24 protein-coding genes and 1 pseudogene are annotated in these 15,647 nt (G+C 67.8%); 1 reads left to right on the top strand and 24 read right to left on the bottom strand.

Going from position 1 to position 15,647, the window contains the following annotated elements; translation table 11 throughout:
* Entirely contained in the window at nucleotides 1-723 is a 723-nt protein-coding gene (locus HMPREF9056_RS05530; RefSeq protein ID WP_009403623.1) for an MgtC/SapB family protein, read from the bottom strand.
* Between the two features lie 149 nt (nucleotides 724-872).
* On the opposite strand from HMPREF9056_RS05530, the gene HMPREF9056_RS05525 reads away from it, so the two are divergent.
* Nucleotides 873-2,702, top strand: a complete 1,830-nt coding sequence (locus HMPREF9056_RS05525) for a tetratricopeptide repeat protein (RefSeq protein ID WP_009403621.1) — start codon at nucleotides 873-875, stop codon at nucleotides 2,700-2,702.
* Nucleotides 2,703-2,790: 88 nt separating this feature from the next.
* Here HMPREF9056_RS05525 and rplQ read toward each other — a convergent pair whose 3' ends face one another.
* The 23 genes and pseudogenes from rplQ to HMPREF9056_RS14640 form a co-directional block, all read right to left on the bottom strand.
* Entirely contained in the window at nucleotides 2,791-3,501 is a 711-nt protein-coding gene (rplQ, locus tag HMPREF9056_RS05520; RefSeq protein ID WP_009403618.1) for a 50S ribosomal protein L17, read from the bottom strand.
* A gap of 30 nt (nucleotides 3,502-3,531) precedes the next feature.
* On the bottom strand, nucleotides 3,532-4,533 hold the full coding sequence (locus HMPREF9056_RS05515; protein ID WP_003789324.1) for a DNA-directed RNA polymerase subunit alpha: 1,002 nt from the start codon (nucleotides 4,531-4,533) through the stop codon (nucleotides 3,532-3,534).
* A 156-nt stretch (nucleotides 4,534-4,689) separates the two neighbouring features.
* Nucleotides 4,690-5,091, bottom strand: a complete 402-nt coding sequence (rpsK, locus tag HMPREF9056_RS05510; RefSeq protein WP_009403616.1) for a 30S ribosomal protein S11 — start codon at nucleotides 5,089-5,091, stop codon at nucleotides 4,690-4,692.
* Between the two features lie 62 nt (nucleotides 5,092-5,153).
* Entirely contained in the window at nucleotides 5,154-5,528 is a 375-nt protein-coding gene (gene rpsM / locus HMPREF9056_RS05505) for a 30S ribosomal protein S13 (RefSeq protein ID WP_034514065.1), read from the bottom strand.
* 166 nt (nucleotides 5,529-5,694) lie between these two features.
* Nucleotides 5,695-5,808: a 50S ribosomal protein L36 gene (rpmJ, locus tag HMPREF9056_RS05500; RefSeq protein WP_003781903.1), complete on the bottom strand. Its 114-nt coding sequence runs from the start codon at nucleotides 5,806-5,808 to the stop codon at nucleotides 5,695-5,697.
* Between the two features lie 33 nt (nucleotides 5,809-5,841).
* The gene (infA, locus tag HMPREF9056_RS05495) at nucleotides 5,842-6,063 is read right to left on the bottom strand and encodes a translation initiation factor IF-1 (RefSeq protein ID WP_003781847.1); all 222 of its coding nucleotides are present in this window, start codon (nucleotides 6,061-6,063) and stop codon (nucleotides 5,842-5,844) included.
* Between the two features lie 290 nt (nucleotides 6,064-6,353).
* Nucleotides 6,354-7,235 carry a type I methionyl aminopeptidase gene (map, locus tag HMPREF9056_RS05490; protein ID WP_009403610.1) on the bottom strand — a complete coding sequence of 294 codons (882 nt, stop codon included), beginning with the start codon at nucleotides 7,233-7,235 and terminating at the stop codon, nucleotides 6,354-6,356.
* A gap of 158 nt (nucleotides 7,236-7,393) precedes the next feature.
* Nucleotides 7,394-7,981 carry an adenylate kinase gene (locus tag HMPREF9056_RS05485; protein ID WP_009403605.1) on the bottom strand — a complete coding sequence of 196 codons (588 nt, stop codon included), beginning with the start codon at nucleotides 7,979-7,981 and terminating at the stop codon, nucleotides 7,394-7,396.
* Nucleotides 7,978-9,270: a preprotein translocase subunit SecY gene (gene secY / locus HMPREF9056_RS05480; protein ID WP_009403603.1), complete on the bottom strand. Its 1,293-nt coding sequence runs from the start codon at nucleotides 9,268-9,270 to the stop codon at nucleotides 7,978-7,980. The genes HMPREF9056_RS05485 and secY overlap by 4 nt, the downstream gene beginning before the upstream one ends.
* A gap of 351 nt (nucleotides 9,271-9,621) precedes the next feature.
* Nucleotides 9,622-10,098 carry a 50S ribosomal protein L15 gene (gene rplO / locus HMPREF9056_RS05475; protein WP_003781827.1) on the bottom strand — a complete coding sequence of 159 codons (477 nt, stop codon included), beginning with the start codon at nucleotides 10,096-10,098 and terminating at the stop codon, nucleotides 9,622-9,624.
* Nucleotide 10,099: 1 nt separating this feature from the next.
* Entirely contained in the window at nucleotides 10,100-10,306 is a 207-nt protein-coding gene (gene rpmD, locus HMPREF9056_RS05470) for a 50S ribosomal protein L30 (protein ID WP_009403599.1), read from the bottom strand.
* On the bottom strand, nucleotides 10,306-11,013 hold the full coding sequence (gene rpsE / locus HMPREF9056_RS05465) for a 30S ribosomal protein S5 (RefSeq protein WP_009403597.1): 708 nt from the start codon (nucleotides 11,011-11,013) through the stop codon (nucleotides 10,306-10,308). Before rpsE ends, rpmD begins: the two co-directional genes overlap by 1 nt.
* Before the next feature lie 34 nt (nucleotides 11,014-11,047).
* Complete coding sequence (gene rplR, locus HMPREF9056_RS05460) at nucleotides 11,048-11,428, bottom strand: 50S ribosomal protein L18 (RefSeq protein ID WP_009403591.1); 381 nt, start codon at nucleotides 11,426-11,428, stop codon at nucleotides 11,048-11,050.
* 2 nt (nucleotides 11,429-11,430) lie between these two features.
* Nucleotides 11,431-11,970, bottom strand: coding sequence for a 50S ribosomal protein L6 (gene rplF, locus HMPREF9056_RS05455; protein WP_034513976.1), 540 nt, complete (start codon nucleotides 11,968-11,970; stop codon nucleotides 11,431-11,433).
* 21 nt (nucleotides 11,971-11,991) lie between these two features.
* Nucleotides 11,992-12,390, bottom strand: a complete 399-nt coding sequence (gene rpsH / locus HMPREF9056_RS05450) for a 30S ribosomal protein S8 (RefSeq protein WP_003781870.1) — start codon at nucleotides 12,388-12,390, stop codon at nucleotides 11,992-11,994.
* Between the two features lie 58 nt (nucleotides 12,391-12,448).
* Nucleotides 12,449-12,634 carry a type Z 30S ribosomal protein S14 gene (locus HMPREF9056_RS05445; RefSeq protein WP_003781856.1) on the bottom strand — a complete coding sequence of 62 codons (186 nt, stop codon included), beginning with the start codon at nucleotides 12,632-12,634 and terminating at the stop codon, nucleotides 12,449-12,451.
* Between the two features lies 1 nt (nucleotide 12,635).
* On the bottom strand, nucleotides 12,636-13,193 hold the full coding sequence (rplE, locus tag HMPREF9056_RS05440) for a 50S ribosomal protein L5 (RefSeq protein WP_009403587.1): 558 nt from the start codon (nucleotides 13,191-13,193) through the stop codon (nucleotides 12,636-12,638).
* A 2-nt stretch (nucleotides 13,194-13,195) separates the two neighbouring features.
* Nucleotides 13,196-13,540, bottom strand: a complete 345-nt coding sequence (rplX, locus tag HMPREF9056_RS05435) for a 50S ribosomal protein L24 (protein ID WP_009403584.1) — start codon at nucleotides 13,538-13,540, stop codon at nucleotides 13,196-13,198.
* Between the two features lie 2 nt (nucleotides 13,541-13,542).
* On the bottom strand, nucleotides 13,543-13,911 hold the full coding sequence (gene rplN / locus HMPREF9056_RS05430) for a 50S ribosomal protein L14 (RefSeq protein WP_003781898.1): 369 nt from the start codon (nucleotides 13,909-13,911) through the stop codon (nucleotides 13,543-13,545).
* Between the two features lie 605 nt (nucleotides 13,912-14,516).
* Complete coding sequence (rpsQ, locus tag HMPREF9056_RS05425) at nucleotides 14,517-14,810, bottom strand: 30S ribosomal protein S17 (RefSeq protein WP_009403580.1); 294 nt, start codon at nucleotides 14,808-14,810, stop codon at nucleotides 14,517-14,519.
* On the bottom strand, nucleotides 14,807-15,052 hold the full coding sequence (gene rpmC / locus HMPREF9056_RS05420; protein WP_009403578.1) for a 50S ribosomal protein L29: 246 nt from the start codon (nucleotides 15,050-15,052) through the stop codon (nucleotides 14,807-14,809). The genes rpsQ and rpmC overlap by 4 nt, the downstream gene beginning before the upstream one ends.
* The gene (rplP, locus tag HMPREF9056_RS05415) at nucleotides 15,052-15,471 is read right to left on the bottom strand and encodes a 50S ribosomal protein L16 (RefSeq protein ID WP_003781881.1); all 420 of its coding nucleotides are present in this window, start codon (nucleotides 15,469-15,471) and stop codon (nucleotides 15,052-15,054) included. The genes rpmC and rplP overlap by 1 nt, the downstream gene beginning before the upstream one ends.
* Before the next feature lie 3 nt (nucleotides 15,472-15,474).
* Nucleotides 15,475-15,647: pseudogene (locus tag HMPREF9056_RS14640) on the bottom strand (30S ribosomal protein S3); the annotation flags it as partial.

The raw sequence follows: 15,647 nt of genomic DNA, 5'->3' as shown, positions 1-15,647 counted from the left end.
TCAGTCGAGCCGACCGCCCTCGAGGCGCTCGACGCCGTCGACGCCGTCGAGGCCGGACAGGGACTCGATGAGGTTGGCGGCGGGCCGTTGCCCGTGGAAGCGCATAACGGCGTTCATGGTGCGCCCGTGCTCGCCGCGGGTCATCTCGGTCTCCTCCAAGGTGGCCGTGAAGCCGGAGGCCGTGGCGGCCTGGAGGATCTCGGGCATGATGGCGCGGCCAACCTCGTAGTCGATGCGTACGGTTACCTCGCCGTGGCGGCGCTGCAGGCGCGAGGTGAGTGGCCCTAGCAGCAGGACGACGATGTAGTCGAGCGCGACGGCGGTCGCGGCGAGAGGGATCATGCCCGCTCCGCAGGCCATGCCGATGGCGGCACTGAGCCAGACAGTGGCGGCGGTAGTCAGGCCGCGGACGGTGTCATTGTTGACGAAGATGACCCCGGCCCCCAGGAAGCCGATGCCGGAGACGATCTGCGCGGCCACACGACTGGGGTCCACGGCGACATCGGATCCGGTGATCGGGGCGAATCCGTAGGCGGACACAAGGGTGAACAGGCACGAGCCCAGTCCCACCAGGACGTGCGTCTTGACCCCGGCGTCCTTGTGGCGCAGGTGACGCTCGGCACCCAGGGTGAGGCACAGGATGAAGGTCGCCGTCATGGCGACGACCTGGACCCCCACGTGGTCCAGGCTGAACAGCGCGCCCACACCGGCTCCCTTCCTCATGATCGCGATACCCGCCCTACCGGCCCTTCGTCGATTCTAAAGGAGCGGCCGACAGGGCGCGTCCCCGGTGACGTCTCCCCATCGCGAGGCGCATGCTCGCCGTTTAACGTGGGCCCACCATCGTTCCCCCAGTTCCGAGGCTCTCAGACGTGTCGCTCTCCCCCTATGTCAGCCCCGAGGGCGTGGCTCGTGCCAGCCGGCTGCTGGAGCTCAGTGAGCGCCTGGCGAGCTCGGGGCGCCGGGGCGAGGCTTTGGACGCCGCTCGGGAGGCGAGCGAGATCCACCGCGGTCTGGTCCGGGTCAACCCGGACCTCTACCTGGCCGACCTCGCTGGAGGCCTGTCAGTCCTGGCGGTCCGCCTGCACGAGGCCCGCAGGATTCGCGAGGGGGTCGCGATCTCTCGGGAGACGGTAAGGATTCGACGGCGCCTGACCCAGCGGAACTACGACGCCCATGCTCCCGGTCTGGCCGAGTCTCTGGGCCGGCTCGCCGTCGACCTGAGCGCGGCCGGCGAGCTGCGCGATGCGCTGGCCACCGCGCAGGAGTCCGTCGAGCTCTACCGGAGCCTGAGCCGGGATGAGCCCTCCACCTACGACGCCGATCTGGCTCGGGCCCTTACCACGCTCGCCTGCCGTCTGGGCGAGTCCGGGCGCCCGAGCGACACATTCATCGCCGCTCAGCAGGCCATCAGTGTCCGACGGCGCCTAACACAGTCCGACCCGGGCACCCAGATCCACCGACTCGCGGCGGACCTGAGCAGTCTGGCTCCAAGGCTGCGCACGGTGGGTTACGTCGATGAGGCCCTTGGCCAGGCCCGGGAGGCCGTCAGCCTCTACCGCAGCCTCGATAAGGATGAGCCCGGTTCCTGCACCGGCGAGCTTGCCGGCGCCCTGGAGGTCCTGGCCGCATGCAGGGCCGGGGTAGGGCGCCGCGATGAGGCGCTGGAAGCCGCCGAGGAGGCTACCGCGCTCTACCGGGGGTTGGCCCGCCGCACACCCGCCCTGTACTCCCCCGAAGTGGCCCGCTCCTTAGGGACACTGGCCCGGCGTCTGAGTGACGTGGGACGGCGCCATGAGGCACTCGCCGCAGCCCAGGAGGCGGTCAGTATCGCTCGGACTCTGGCTCGCAGCGCCCCCGATACACACCTGCCCGATCTGGCCGATGCTCTCAAGGCGTACGCCGCCTGCCTGCGCGACGCTGACCGCCTGGACCGTGCTCTGACCGCGGCGCGTGAGGTGGTCAGCATCCGCCGCACCCTGGTCCAGGGCAGTCCTACGACCTACACCTCGGATCTTGCCGAGTCCCTGTACATCCTCGCCGTCGGCCTGTACACGGCCAGGCAGCTGCCCGAGTCCTTCACGGCGGCCCGGGAGGCCATTGACATCTATCGGCGTCTGGTCCGTGCCAACCCGGCCTCCTACACCGCCGACCTGGCCCGGGCTCTCAACATCCTCACCTTGAACCTCAACCGCGCCGGACGCACGCACGAGGCCCTGGCCGCCGTTCAGGAGGCGGTCACCATCTATCGCAGCCTGGTGCAGATCGATCCGGCAGCCTACAAACCGGCTCTAGCAGCCTCCCTGCACAACGTCGCGACGTGCCTGGTTGACACGGGACATCGTTCGGCCGCTCTGGCGGCGATCCGTGAAACGGCGGCGATCCGTCGGGAGCTGGCCGAGCGCGCCCCCGCGACTCACACCCCGGCACTGGCGCCGTGCCTGCACCGGCTCGCCAAGCGCCTGGCCGAGGCGGGCCACCGACGGGAGGCTCTGGAGACCGCGCGGGAGGCGGTCGACCTCTACCGAGGTCTGGCCCGCAAGCAGCCGGAGGCCTTCAACCGGGGCCTCGCCGATACCCTCGGCACCTACGCCTCGGTACTCCAGTGGAGCGGCAGGGAGGCTGACGCCGCCCGCATTCGCCAGGAGGTCAGCGACGTGACCAGGCAAACGGCGGCAGATGGCTCACTGAGCCCACTCTGAGCCACCGCCTTCATAAGACACGGGGAGGGCCGGTCACCTGATGGTGACCGGCCCTCCCCGGAGTGCTGCTCAGAGCGTCAGCCCCGGCTCACTTCTCGACCTTCTGGGCGGCGGCGCCGCCGGCGGGGGCGAAGCCCGCGGCCTCAGCCTCCTCGGCACTGGCGAACCAGACCTCGGCGACCGTGGCGTCGTACCAGCGCGAGCCGGGAACGTGGTACTTCATGGAGTCCTCGTTGCCCTTGACCAGGTGGTCGTCGTCGGGAGCATCCGTGGCACCCTCCTCAAGACGAACCGCACCGGCGTACTCGGCCTTCTCCGCCTTGCCGCCCTTCTCAGCCTTCTCCTCGGCCTTCTTCGCGGCCTTGTCCTCGTCGGCGACGGCCTTCTGGGCAGCCTTCTTGGCGGTGGCGATCGCGTCGTCCACGACCTCCTTGCGGGCAACCGGCTCCAGCACCAGGGAGATGACCGCCATGGGGGCGTTGTCGCCCTTACGGGGGGTCGTCTTGATGATGCGGGTGTAGCCGCCCTCGCGGCCCTCGAACTGGGGCGCGAGCTCCTCGAAGAGGCGGTAGACGGCGTACTTGTCCGTCACCTTCTTGAGCACGGTGCGACGGGCGTGCAGGTCGCCGCGCTTGCCCTTGGTGATGAGCTTCTCGACGTAGGGACGCAGGCGACGGGCGCGAGCCTCCGTGGTCTTGATCGACTCGTGGACGATGAGCTGCGTGGCCAGGTTGGCGAGCAGGTGGCGCTCGTGCTGGGCACTACCGCCCAGGCGGGGACCCTTGGTGGGGCGAGGCATGGTTGTCTCCTAGATGAATAACGAGCCGGCTCAGGCCTGGGTCTCGTCGCTGAAGGTGGGGTTGGCGTAGTCGTCGTCCGAGACGTAGTCGACCGGGGAGCCCTTGAGGGAGAGCCCCAGCTCGGCCAGCTTGTCCTTGATCTCGGAGATGGACTTGGCACCGAAGTTACGGATGTCGAGCAGGTCGGCCTCGCTGCGCGAGACGAGCTCACCGACGGTGTGGATGCCCTCGCGCTTGAGGGCGTTGGAGGAACGGGCCTGCAGGTCGAGCTCGTCGATCATGAGGGCGAGATCCTGCTGGAAGGCCTCGTCGATCGGCGAGGGGCCGACCTCGATGCCCTCAGCCTCGACGTTGAGCTCGCGGGCCAGGCCGAAGAGCTCCACGAGCGTCTTACCGGCGGAGGCCAGGGCGTCGCGCGGGGTGATGGAGGACTTGGTCTCGACGTCGACGATGAGACGGTCGAAGTCGGTGCGCTGCTCCACACGGGTGGCCTCGACGGAGTAGGAGACCTTCTTGACCGGCGAGTAGATCGAGTCCACCGGGATACGGGAGATCTCCGCGTTGGGGTCCTTGTTCTGGTTGGCGGAGACGTAGCCGCGGCCGCGCTCGACCGTCAGCTCGATCTCCAGCTTGCCCTTCTCGTTGAGAGTGGCGATGACCAGATCGGGGTTGTGGATCTCGACGCCGGCCGGCGGGGTGATGTCGCCGGCGGTGACCTCACTCGGACCGGACTTGCGCAGGTACATGACGACCGGCTCGTCGTTCTCCGAGGACAGGACGATCTCCTTGATGTTGAGGATGATCTGGGCGACATCCTCCTTGACCCCGGGGATCGTGCGGAACTCGTGGGGCACCCCGTCGATGCGGACGCTGGTCACGGCCGCCCCCGGGATGGAGGACAGCAGCGTGCGCCGCAGGGAGTTGCCGAGCGTGTAGCCGAAGCCGGGCTCGAGGGGCTCGAGCACGAAGCGCGAGCGGCGGTCCTCGACCACGACCTCCTCGGTGAGCGTGGGTCGCTGTGCAATGAGCACGTGGTTTCCTTTCGTCGCGGCGCCCGCTATATGACGCCGTTCCTCATGGTTGGAGCTGCCGGCCCGCCCGAGCCGGCCCTACTCCGCGCCCCGCCGGTTGGGCGGGACGTGGTGGGACGACGGCGCAGCAGGTGCTGCGCCGTCGTCCCATGAAGCTCAAACGCGGCGGCGCTTGGGCGGGCGGCAGCCGTTGAAGGCCTGGGGGGTGACGTCGGTGATGGAGCCGACCTCGAGGCCGGCGGCCTGGAGGGAGCGGATCGCGGTCTCGCGGCCGGAGCCGGGGCCCTTGACGAAGACGTCAACCTTCTTCATGCCGTGCTCCTGGGCGCGCCGGGCGGCGGACTCGGCGGCGAGCTGGGCGGCGTAGGGGGTCGACTTGCGCGACCCCTTGAAGCCGACCTGGCCGGAGGAGCACCAGGCGATGACGGCACCCTGCGGGTCCGTCAGGGAGACGATGGTGTTGTTGAAGGTGGACTTGATGTAGGCGTGACCGTGGGTAACGTTCTTGCGGTCCTTGCGGCGCGTCTTGCGCGCGGCGGCGCGGGTCTTGGGAGGCATTCTTCCTTCTTCGTGATGAGGTCGTCACTGCGCTCTCCGCAGGGCGGGGCGCGAGCTGCTGCTTACTTGGCCTTCTTCTTACCGGCCACGGTGCGCTTGGGGCCCTTGCGGGTACGCGCGTTGGTCTTGGTGCGCTGACCGTGCACCGGCAGGTGGCGGCGGTGACGCAGGCCCTGGTAGCAGCCGATCTCGATCTTGCGGCGGATGTCCGCCTGGACCTCACGACGCAGGTCACCCTCAACCTGGTAGCTGCCGTCGATGTGGGTGCGGAGCCTGACCAGCTCCTCCTCGGTGAGGTCCTTGACGCGGGTGTCGGGGTTGACGCCCGTCGCCTTCAGGGTCTCGTCCGCGCGAGTGCGTCCGATCCCGAAGATGTAGGTGAGTGCGACCTCGACTCGCTTCTCGCGAGGCAGGTCGACACCGGAAATGCGTGCCACGGTGTGGTTCTCCTGTGTGCTCCCGGAGGTCGTCACCCATCTCCCCCACCTCGTCTGGTGGCCCCGGCCTCCGAGAACCGGGGGTTGCGGACCCGTGGTGCGGGTGCGCTGGGATGGGTGCTGGAAAGGGGTCGTCCAGGTATCTGGGCGGCCCGGCGCCGGGGGCTCAGCCCTGACGCTGCTTGTGCCGCGGGTTCTCGCAGATGACCATGACGCGGCCGTGGCGACGAATCACCTTGCAGCTGTCACAGATCTTCTTGACGCTCGGCTTGACCTTCATGATGTTCCTCCGCCGGCTCTGGGAGCCGACATGTCACTTGTACCGGTAGACGATTCGGCCGCGGGAGAGGTCGTAGGGGCTCAGCTCCACGACCACCCGGTCCTCGGGGAGGATGCGGATGTAGTGCTGCCGCATCTTTCCGGAGATGTGCGCGAGCACGACGTGCCCGTTGCTCAGCTCCACCCGGAACATCGCGTTCGGAAGGGCCTCGACGACCGATCCCTCGACCTCGATGACTCCGTCCTTCTTAGCCATGTTCCTCCATCGGTGCTTTCTCGCTCGAGTTCACCCCGACGACGACGTCGCCGGGCGGTCGCGGCCGCCGCTGCAGGCCCTACCACAGGCGAGCCACTGTTGCCAGGGTCTCGATATCGCGATGCGGGCATACGTCATCGACGGACGCGCGTCCAGCGGATAACTTTACGGCAGACCGCCCGGGCTCCACCATGCTAGATGGCGCCACCCTGCGGTGTTTCCTGACACACCGGCGCATGGCGGCGGGTCGACGACGATGCCGCGGCGGGTGACCGGACGGAGCGCGTCTGCTATCTCAGTGGCTTGGGCTCGATGCCGTAGGGGGCCAGTCCCTCGGCACCGCCGTCGGGCGCGGTGAGGACCCACACACCACCGGGGACGATGGCCACGGTGTGCTCCCACTGGGCGGCGTGGGAGCCGTCCTGGGTGACAACGGTCCAGCCGTCGTCGAGCTCACGCGTGGCCGGGCTGCCGGCCGTCAGCATGGGCTCGATGGCCAACACCATGCCGGGCCGCAGCCGTGGCCCGCGTCGCTTGACCGAGTAGTTGAGGACGTCGGGCGCCATGTGCATGCTCGTGCCGATGCCGTGGCCGACGTATTCCTGGAGAATGCCCAGCTCGCGGCCCTCGCGCTCGGCGGCCGCGGCCACCACGGCCTCGACGGCGTCGCCGACGGCGTTGAGGCGCAGCTCGCGTCCGCTCCCCTCCCCCGCCGCGGCGCGGGCGACGGCGGCGATCGCCGCCCACAGGGCCTCGCGGGTGGTGGAATCCACGAGCCGATCGGTCTCGTTGCGGTACGTCCCGCCGACGACGGTGGTGAAGGCAGCATCGCCGTGCCACTGAGTGCCGTCGTCGTCGACGACGTAGGCGCCGCAGTCGAAGGTGACGAGGTCGCCGTCGACCAGGACCCGCTCGCCGGGGATGCCGTGGACCACCTCATCGTTGACGGAGATGCACACGGTGGCCGGGTAGTCGTAGTAGCCCAGGAAGTTCGAGTGGGCGCCGGCAGCCTCGATGACGCCGGCCGAGACGGCGTCGAGCTCGCCGGTGGTGATCCCGGCACGCACCGCCTCGCGCAGGGCGGCATGGATGTCGGCGACGACGAGTCCGGCCCGGCGCATGAGGCGGACCTGCTCGGGGGTCTTGATCTGGATCTGTTCGCGTGAGAGCACGGCTGCCTCCTGTGATCTCGTGGGCTGTGTGGGACCGTGCGGGTCGGGTCAGCGTTCCGGCGCAGTCGGTCCAGCGTCCCGGCAGCTGCTGGGGCGGGTCGGAGCATGCGGAGGCGGGCCGTCCGCGTGAGCAGACGACCCGCCGGTGAGGCCGGGCCTCAGGAGCCGGTGATGCCGCGCGATGCGAGGGCCTCCAGGATGCGGGCGGTGACGACGTCGATCTCACCCATGCCGTCGACCTGGACCAGCAGGCCGCGCTCGGCGTAGATGCCCGCCAAAGGCGCGGTGGACTCGGCGTAGACCTCGAGGCGGTGCCGGATGACCGGCTCGGTGTCGTCGGCGCGCCCCTGCTCGCCGGCCCGTTTGAGCAGTCGGGCGACGACGGCCTCGGCGTCGGCGGTGATCTCCACGACGACGTCGAGGGCGAGGCCCGAGGTCTTCAGCATGGAGTCGAGCTCGCCGACCTGGGCGGTGGTGCGCGGGTAGCCGTCCAGGAGAAAGCCGGCCACGCAGTCGTTCTGGGCGATGCGGTCGCCCACCATGGCATTGGTGATGGAGTCGGGCACGTACTCACCCTTGTCCATGTAGGCCTTGGCCCGAGTGCCGAGCTCGGTGGCGCCGGCAACGTTGGCGCGGAAGATGTCTCCGGTCGAGATGGCCGGGATACCGAGGCGCTCGGCGATCCGGGCGGCCTGAGTGCCCTTGCCCGCTCCGGGGGGACCGAGAAGAACCATGCGTGCGCTCATGACAAGAACCCTTCGTAGTGGCGCTGCTGCAGCTGGGAGTTGACTTCCTTGACCGTCTGAAGGCCCACGCCCACCATGATGAGGATGGTGGTTCCGCCGAAGGGCAGGTGCTGGGACAGATCCAGCCAGATCACGGCAAGCGTCGGGATGAGGGCGAGGACCACCAGGTAGATGGAGCCCGCCGTCGTGATGCGGTTGATGACGTAGGACAGGTAGCGCACGGTGGGCTCGCCGGCACGGATGCCCGGGATGAAGCCGCCGTAGCGCTTCATGTTGTCCGCGATCTCCTCGGCGTCGAAGGTGATGGCCGTGTAGAAGAAGGCGAAGAACAGGATGAGGATGGCGTAGGCGGTCAGGTAGATCGGGTGCGTCTGCTGCAGGTGCGTCATGATCCACTGCACCCACTTGCTCGTAGGAGTGCCGAAGCCGGCGACGAGCTGAGGCATGGCCAGGATCGAGGAGGCGAAGATGACGGGGATGACGCCGGCGGTGTTGATCTTGACCGGGATGTAGGTGGTCGAGCCGCCGTACTGACGGCGCCCGATCATCCGCTTGGCGTACTGCACTGGAATGCGCCGCTGAGCCTGCTCGATGTAGACGACCGCGAGGGTGGCCACCAGGACGACGCCCACAACGATGAGGAACTTGGCCGCGCCGCCGTTGCCGCCGGCGATGGAGAACATGTTGGAGGGGAACTGGGCCACGATTGAGGTGAAGATCAGCAGCGACATGCCATTACCGATGCCGCGCTCGGTGATGAGCTCGCCCAGCCACATGATGAGGCCGGTGCCGGCGGTCATTGTGATGATCATGAGCAGCATCGTGATGACCGAGCCACCGGGGATGATCTGAGCGGTGCAGCCCGGGAAGAGCCGTCCGCTGTTGGCGGTGGCGACGATGGTGCTCGACTGGAGCAGTCCCAGGCCGATGGTCAGGTAGCGGGTGTACTCGGTCAGCTTGGCAGTGCCCGACTGGCCCTCCTTGTGGAGCTCCTCGAAACGGGGAATGACGACCCGCAGGAGCTGGATGATGATGGAGGCGGTGATATAGGGCATGATGCCCAGCGCGAAGACGCTCAACTGGAGCAGCGCACCACCGGAGAAGACGTTGACGAGGCTGAGCAGCCCCTGGTCCTGGGTCTGACCGATACAGGTCTTGACGTTGGCCAGATTGACACCGGGAGCCGGCAGGATCGACCCGAGCCGGAACAGGGCCATAATGCCAAGGGTAAAGAGCAGCTTCGCCCTGAGGTCTGGCGTTCTGAACGCCTGGGTGAACGCGCTGAGCACTCGATCTCCTGTGGACTCGGGGGTGGGTTCGGTCTTGCGGGCAGCAAGGCGGAGCGCAGGGGAACTGCGCTCGGCCCAGACTACCCCGCCGAGGTCTCGGCCTGGGCGCTGAGACAGCCTTGCAACGCCGATGAGGTGCGGGTTTTGTCACGTCTCGTCCCGGCTATGCACCGTCGGGTGACCCAGCGCACCTCACCGTGGGTGGTCAGGGGTCACCGGGATACTCGACGTCGGAGCACGAGAAACCCCGGTGACCCAGGAAATCCTGGGCCACCGGGGCCTGCTATCTCGTGACTCGCGACGGCAGCACCTTCAGAGGGCTACTCCCCATCGGGTGCGGCCTCACGGCGTTCAGCGCGTGGCGATGGTACCGCCGGCGGCCTCGATCTTCTCCTTGGCGGAGCCGGACCAGGCGTCGACCGTGAGCGTCAGGGCCACGGTGACGTCGCCGCCGCCGAGGACCTTGACGAGCTGGTTCTTGCGCACCGCGCCCTTGGCGACGAGGTCCTCCACGGTCACCGTGCCGCCCTCGGGGAACAACTCGGCAATGCGGCCGACGTTCACGGGCTGGTACTCGACGCGGTTGGGGTTGCGGAAGCCGCGTAGCTTGGGAAGACGCATGTGCAGCGGCATCTGGCCGCCCTCGAAACCAGGACGGACCTGGTAACGAGCCTTGGTGCCCTTGGTACCGCGACCGGCGGTCTTACCCTTGGACGCCTCACCACGACCCACACGGGTCTTGGCCTTCTTGGCGCCGGGGGCGGGACGCAGGTGGTGCAGCTTGACGACGCGCACCTTCTCCTCCTGCGTGTTCTCGGTGTCAGCCATCTCAGACCTCCTCAACGGTGACCAGGTGGTGCACCGTGGCAATCAGACCGCGCACGCTGGGGGTGTCCTCACGCACGACGGACTGGCGGATCTTGCGCAGGCCCAGGGTCTTGAGGGACTCGCGCTGGCGGTGGGTACCCCCGATGCCAGAGCGGATCTGAGTGACCTTGAGCTGCTTGGTCATCTGCTTCGATGCGGACTCAGCCATCACGCACCCACTCCTTCAGCGGCCTTCTCGGCCTCCTGCTTCTCGGCCTGGGCGCGCTTGTCGGCCTCGCCCTCGGCGCGGGCCCGCAGCATGGGCTGCGGGGCGACGTCCTCCAGGGGCAGGCCTCGGCGGGCCGCGACGGCCTCGGGCTGCTCAAGCTGCTTGAGGGCGTCCACCGTGGCGTGCACGATATTGATCGCGTTGGAGGAGCCCAGCGACTTGGACAGGATGTCGTGGACACCGGCGCAGTCCAGCACGGCGCGCACCGGGCCACCGGCGATAACACCGGTACCGGGGGACGCCGGGCGCAGAAGGACGACTCCGGCGGAGTCCTCGCCCTGAACCAGGTGCGGGATGGTGCGGCGGATCATCGGGACGTGGAAGAAGTTCTTCTTCGCGATCTCGACGGCCTTGGCGATGGCGGCGGGAACTTCCTTCGCCTTGCCGTAGCCCACGCCGACGGTGCCCTCACCGTCACCGACGACCACGAGAGCCGTGAAGGTGAAGCGGCGGCCGCCCTTGACGACCTTGGACACGCGGTTGATGGTGACGACGCGCTCGATGTACTTGTCGTCGTTGCCGCGACCACGGTCGCGGCGGTCGTTGTTGCGGTCGCGGCGGCCGCGGCCCTCGCCCCGGCGCTCGTCGTTCTCGCGCTGGGCCGAGCCGTCGGACGACGCGGACCTGTCTCGCTGCGGTGCAGCCATCAGATGTTCCTCTGCTTTCTCGTCGTCTTAGTGCTCACAGCTTCAGGCCGCCCTCGCGGGCGCCCTCAGCGACGGCCGCGACACGGCCGTGGTACTTGTTGCCGCCGCGGTCGAACACGACTGCCTCGATGCCCAGCGCCCTGGCGCGCTCGGCGATCAGCTCGCCGACCTTGTGGGCGGCACCCACCTTGTGGCCCTCGACGCCCTTGGCGGCCTCCTCCAGGGTGGAGGCGGCGCACAGGGTGTGACCGATGGTGTCGTCCACGACCTGAGCCACCATGTGGCGGTTGGACCGGGTGACCACCAGACGGGGGCGCTCGGGCGTGCCGGAGACGTGCTTGCGCACGCGCTGGTGGCGGATCTTGCGGGCGATGACGCGGGGGTTTCCCTTGCCCCTCTTGATCGAGTAAGCCATGGTCACTTACCAGCCTTTCCGACCTTGCGGCGCACGTTCTCGCCGGCGTAGCGCACGCCCTTGCCCTTGTAGGGCTCCGGCGGACGGATCTTGCGGATGTTCGCCGCTACCTCGCCGACCTGCTCCTTGGAGATACCGGAGACGGTGATCTTCAGGTTGCCGTCGACCGTGAAGGTGATCCCCTCGGGGGGCTCGACAGTCACGGTGTGGGAGAAGCCGAGGGACAGTTCGATGCCCTGTCCCTTGGCGGCGACGCGGTAACCGGTGCCGACGATCTCGAGCTGCTTGAAGTAGCCCTCGGTAACGCCGATCACCATGTTGTTGATGAGGGTGCGCGACAGTCCGTGCAGCGAGCGCGAGCGGCGCTCGTCGTCGGGGCGCGTGACCAGGATGGAGCCGTCCTCCTGGCGGGTGACGCTCAGGGGCTCGCTGATCGTGCGGGACAGGGTGCCCTTGGGGCCCTTGACCGTCACGTCCTGGCCGTCGATGGTGACGTCCACTCCGGCGGGAACCGGAACGGGGAGTCGTCCAATACGAGACATGGTTTTCCTCCGTTCCTTCTCTTACCAGACGTAGGCGAGGACTTCGCCGCCCACGCCACGCGACTCGGCCTGCTTGTCGGTCAGGAGGCCGGAGGAGGTGGACAGGATCGCCACTCCCAGGCCGCCGAGGACCTTGGGCAGGTTGGTGGACTTGGCGTAGACGCGCAGGCCGGGCTTGGAGATCCGGCGCAGGCCCTGGATGGCCCGCTGGCGGTTGGCTCCGTACTTGAGGCTCAGCGTGAGCGTCTTGCCGACCTCGGCGTCCGTGACCTCGTAGCCGGCGATGTAGCCCTCGGACTTGAGCATCTCAGCGATGTTCACCTTGAGCTTGCTCGACGGCATCGACACGGTGTCGTGGTAGGCGCTGTTTGCGTTGCGCAGACGGGTCAGCATGTCTGCGATGGGGTCTGTCATTGTCATGAGTGGGCCTTGGCCCTTCCTCGTCGTGGTTTCCTCACCGGACCTGCGACGTAAGTTCTTACCAGCTGGACTTGCTCACGCCCGGGAGCTCGCCGCGAAGGGCCATCTCGCGCAGGCAGATACGGCACAGGCCGAACTTGCGGTACACCGAGTGCGGGCGGCCACAGCGCTGGCAGCGCGTGTAGGCACGGACACCGAACTTGGGCTTGCGGTTCGCCTTCTCAATCAGAGCGGTCTTCGCCATGTCACTTCTCCTTGAAGGGGAAGCCGAGCTGCTTGAGCAGCGAGCGGGCCTCCTCGTCGGTCTTGGCCGTGGTCACCACGGTGATGTCCATGCCGCGGACACGGTCGATCTGGTCCTGGTCGATCTCGTGGAAGACGGCCTGCTCGGTCAGACCGAAGGTGTAGTTGCCGTTGCCGTCGAACTGCTTGGGGCTCAGACCGCGGAAGTCGCGGATGCGAGGCAGCGAGATCGACACCAGACGGTCCAGGAACTCCCACATGCGGTCGCCGCGCAGCGTGGAGTGCGCGCCGATCGGCATGCCCTCACGCAGCTTGAACTGCGCGATGGACTTGCGGGCCCGGGTGACCTGGGGCTTCTGACCCGTGATGGCGGCGAGGTCGCGCACGGCGCCCTCAATCATCTTGGAGTCGTGGGCGGCCTCACCCACACCCATGTTGACGACGACCTTGACGACGCGCCCGACCTCCATCACGTTGCTGTGCTGGAACTCCTTGAGCAGGGCGGGGCGCACCTCGTCGGTGTACTTCGTCTTGAGACGGGGGGTGGTCTTCTCAGCCATGGTCACAGGTCCTCCCCGCTCTTCTTGGCGTAGCGCACGCGGACGGTGCGCTTGCGGCCGTCGGGACGCACGCCCTCCTCGACGCGGAAGCCCACGCGGGTGCGCTTCTTGGTCTTGGGGTCGACGAGCATGACGTTGGAGGCGTGGATGGGCGCCTCAACGGTCTCGATGCCGCCGGTGCGGGCGCCCTGCTGGGACTGCCCCACCTTGGTGTGCTTGGTAACGCGCTGGACGCCCTCGACGATGACGCGGTCTTTGCCCTTGAGGACCTCCAGAACGCGGCCGGTCTTGCCCTTGTCCTTACCGGCGATGACGATGACCTGGTCGCCCTTCTTGATGCGTGCCATGTTCAGATCACCTCCGGGGCGAGCGAGACGATGCGCATGAACTTCTTCTCGCGAAGCTCACGGCCGACGGGGCCGAAGATGCGCGTACCGCGCGGCTCCCCATCGTTCTTGAGGATGACGGCGGCGTTCTCGTCGAAGCGGATGTACGAGCCGTCGGGACGACGACGCTCCTTGCGAGCACGCACGACGACGGCCTTGACGACCTCGCCCTTCTTCACGTTGCCGCCGGGAATGGCGTCCTTGACGGTGGCGACGATCGTGTCGCCGATACCCGCATAGCGCCGACCCGAGCCACCGAGAACACGGATGCAAAGGATCTCCTTGGCACCGGTGTTGTCGGCGACCTTCAGTCGCGACTCCTGCTGGATCATTGAGTGTTCTCCTGTCGTCGAGCCGGTTCTCAGGAAGCTCCTGAGCCTGGCCGAACGTTCTTCTGGTCTTGCACACGTCTCCCCCGGCCGCAGGCCGCACGAGGCCGACCCAGGGATAGGGGATGCCCGCGGTACGCTCTCCCGACAGACACAGGCGCAGACTGCACGAGGTCTCTGTCGGGCGCACCGAGGGCGCGCGCAACTCCATTAGCCTAGTCCAGCCGCAGCATCAAGCGGTACCTGAGATGACCGCCCCGCCCTGTGCCTTTGCTCACCGGCTTTTCCCGGGCTTCCAGGTCCTTCGTCGACTCACCTCGTACCGAGGCGCGCTCGCAACCGCCTGATGCGGACATCGGGCAGACGCAACGCGGGTACTGCACGACCGCCAGACGCTACTAGTCGCTCCATAGCCGCACTCCACGACGGTGAGGGTGTCGTGGAGTGCGGTTGACCCTCGGCCGCTAGGAGCTGAGGTTCGTGGAGTAGACCCGTGCCGAGGCTGGGTCTGAGAAGGCGACATATGACGACGCCGCAGCCTCCCGAGTGGGATGCTGCGGCGTCGCGGGGCCGGCTCGACGTCGTCGAGGGCGGCGTTCAGCCGAGGGTCACTTGGCGCGCTCGAGGATCTCCAGGAGGCGGAAGTGCTTGGTGGCGCTCAGCGGACGGGTCTCCATGATGGACACGAGGTCGCCGACGCCGGCATCGTTGTGCTCATCGTGGACCTTGACCTTCTTGGAACGACGGAGGACCTTGCCGTACAGGGAGTGCTTGTAGCGCTCCTCGACGAGGACGACAACCGTCTTGTCCATCTTGTCGGAGACGACGTAGCCGCGACGCACCTTGCGCTGGGGGCGCTCGGTGGACTGCTCGACGTTCTCGGTGCTGGTCTGCTCGCTCACTTGGACTCCTCCGTGCTCGGGGCGGTGCGAATACCGAGCTCACGCTCGCGCACGATCGTGTAGATACGGGCGATGTCGCGACGCACAGCCTTGAGACGTCCGTGGTCCTCGAGCTGGCCGGTCGCCGAGGCGAACCGGAGGTTGAACAGCTCGGCCTTGGCCTTGGAGAGCTCCTCGGAGAGGCGCTCGTTGTCCATGCCGTCGAGGTCGGCGGGGGTCAGGCCCTTGGAACCGATTGCCATCAGACGTCACCACCCTCACGAGTCACGAAACGGGTCTTCATCGGAAGCTTGTGCTGTGCGCGGCGCATGGCCTCGCGGGCGAGGGCCTCGTCGACACCGCCGAGCTCGAACAGAATGCGTCCGGGCTTGACGTTGGCGATCCACCACTCGGGTGCACCCTTACCGGAACCCATACGGGTCTCGGCGGGCTTCTTGGTCAGGGGGCGGTCCGGGAAGATGTTGATCCACACCTTGCCGCCACGCTTGATATGGCGGGTCATGGCGATACGGGCCGCCTCGATCTGGCGGTTGGTGATGTAGGCGGGCTCGAGAGCCTGGATGCCGTACTCACCGAAGGCGATCTGGTTACCGCCCTTGGAAAGGCCCGTGCGGTGCGGGCGGTGCTGCTTGCGGAACTTGGTCCGGCGGGGAATGAGCACGGCTCAGGCCTCCGTTCCCTGGTCTGCGGCAGCGGCCTCGGCGGCCGGCGTCTGCTCGGCGGCCTGCTGCTGCTCGGTGTTCTGACGCGAACCGCGCTCACCGCGGTCGCCACGACGGCCGCCGCGGCGCTCGCCCCGGCCCCGGCCCCGGGAGCCGGACTCGGCCTGCTGGCGGG

The sequence above is a fragment of the Actinomyces sp. oral taxon 170 str. F0386 genome (assembly GCF_000195595.1).
Taxonomy (GTDB): domain Bacteria; phylum Actinomycetota; class Actinomycetes; order Actinomycetales; family Actinomycetaceae; genus Actinomyces.
This window is presented reverse-complemented; position numbering and strand designations above follow the sequence as displayed.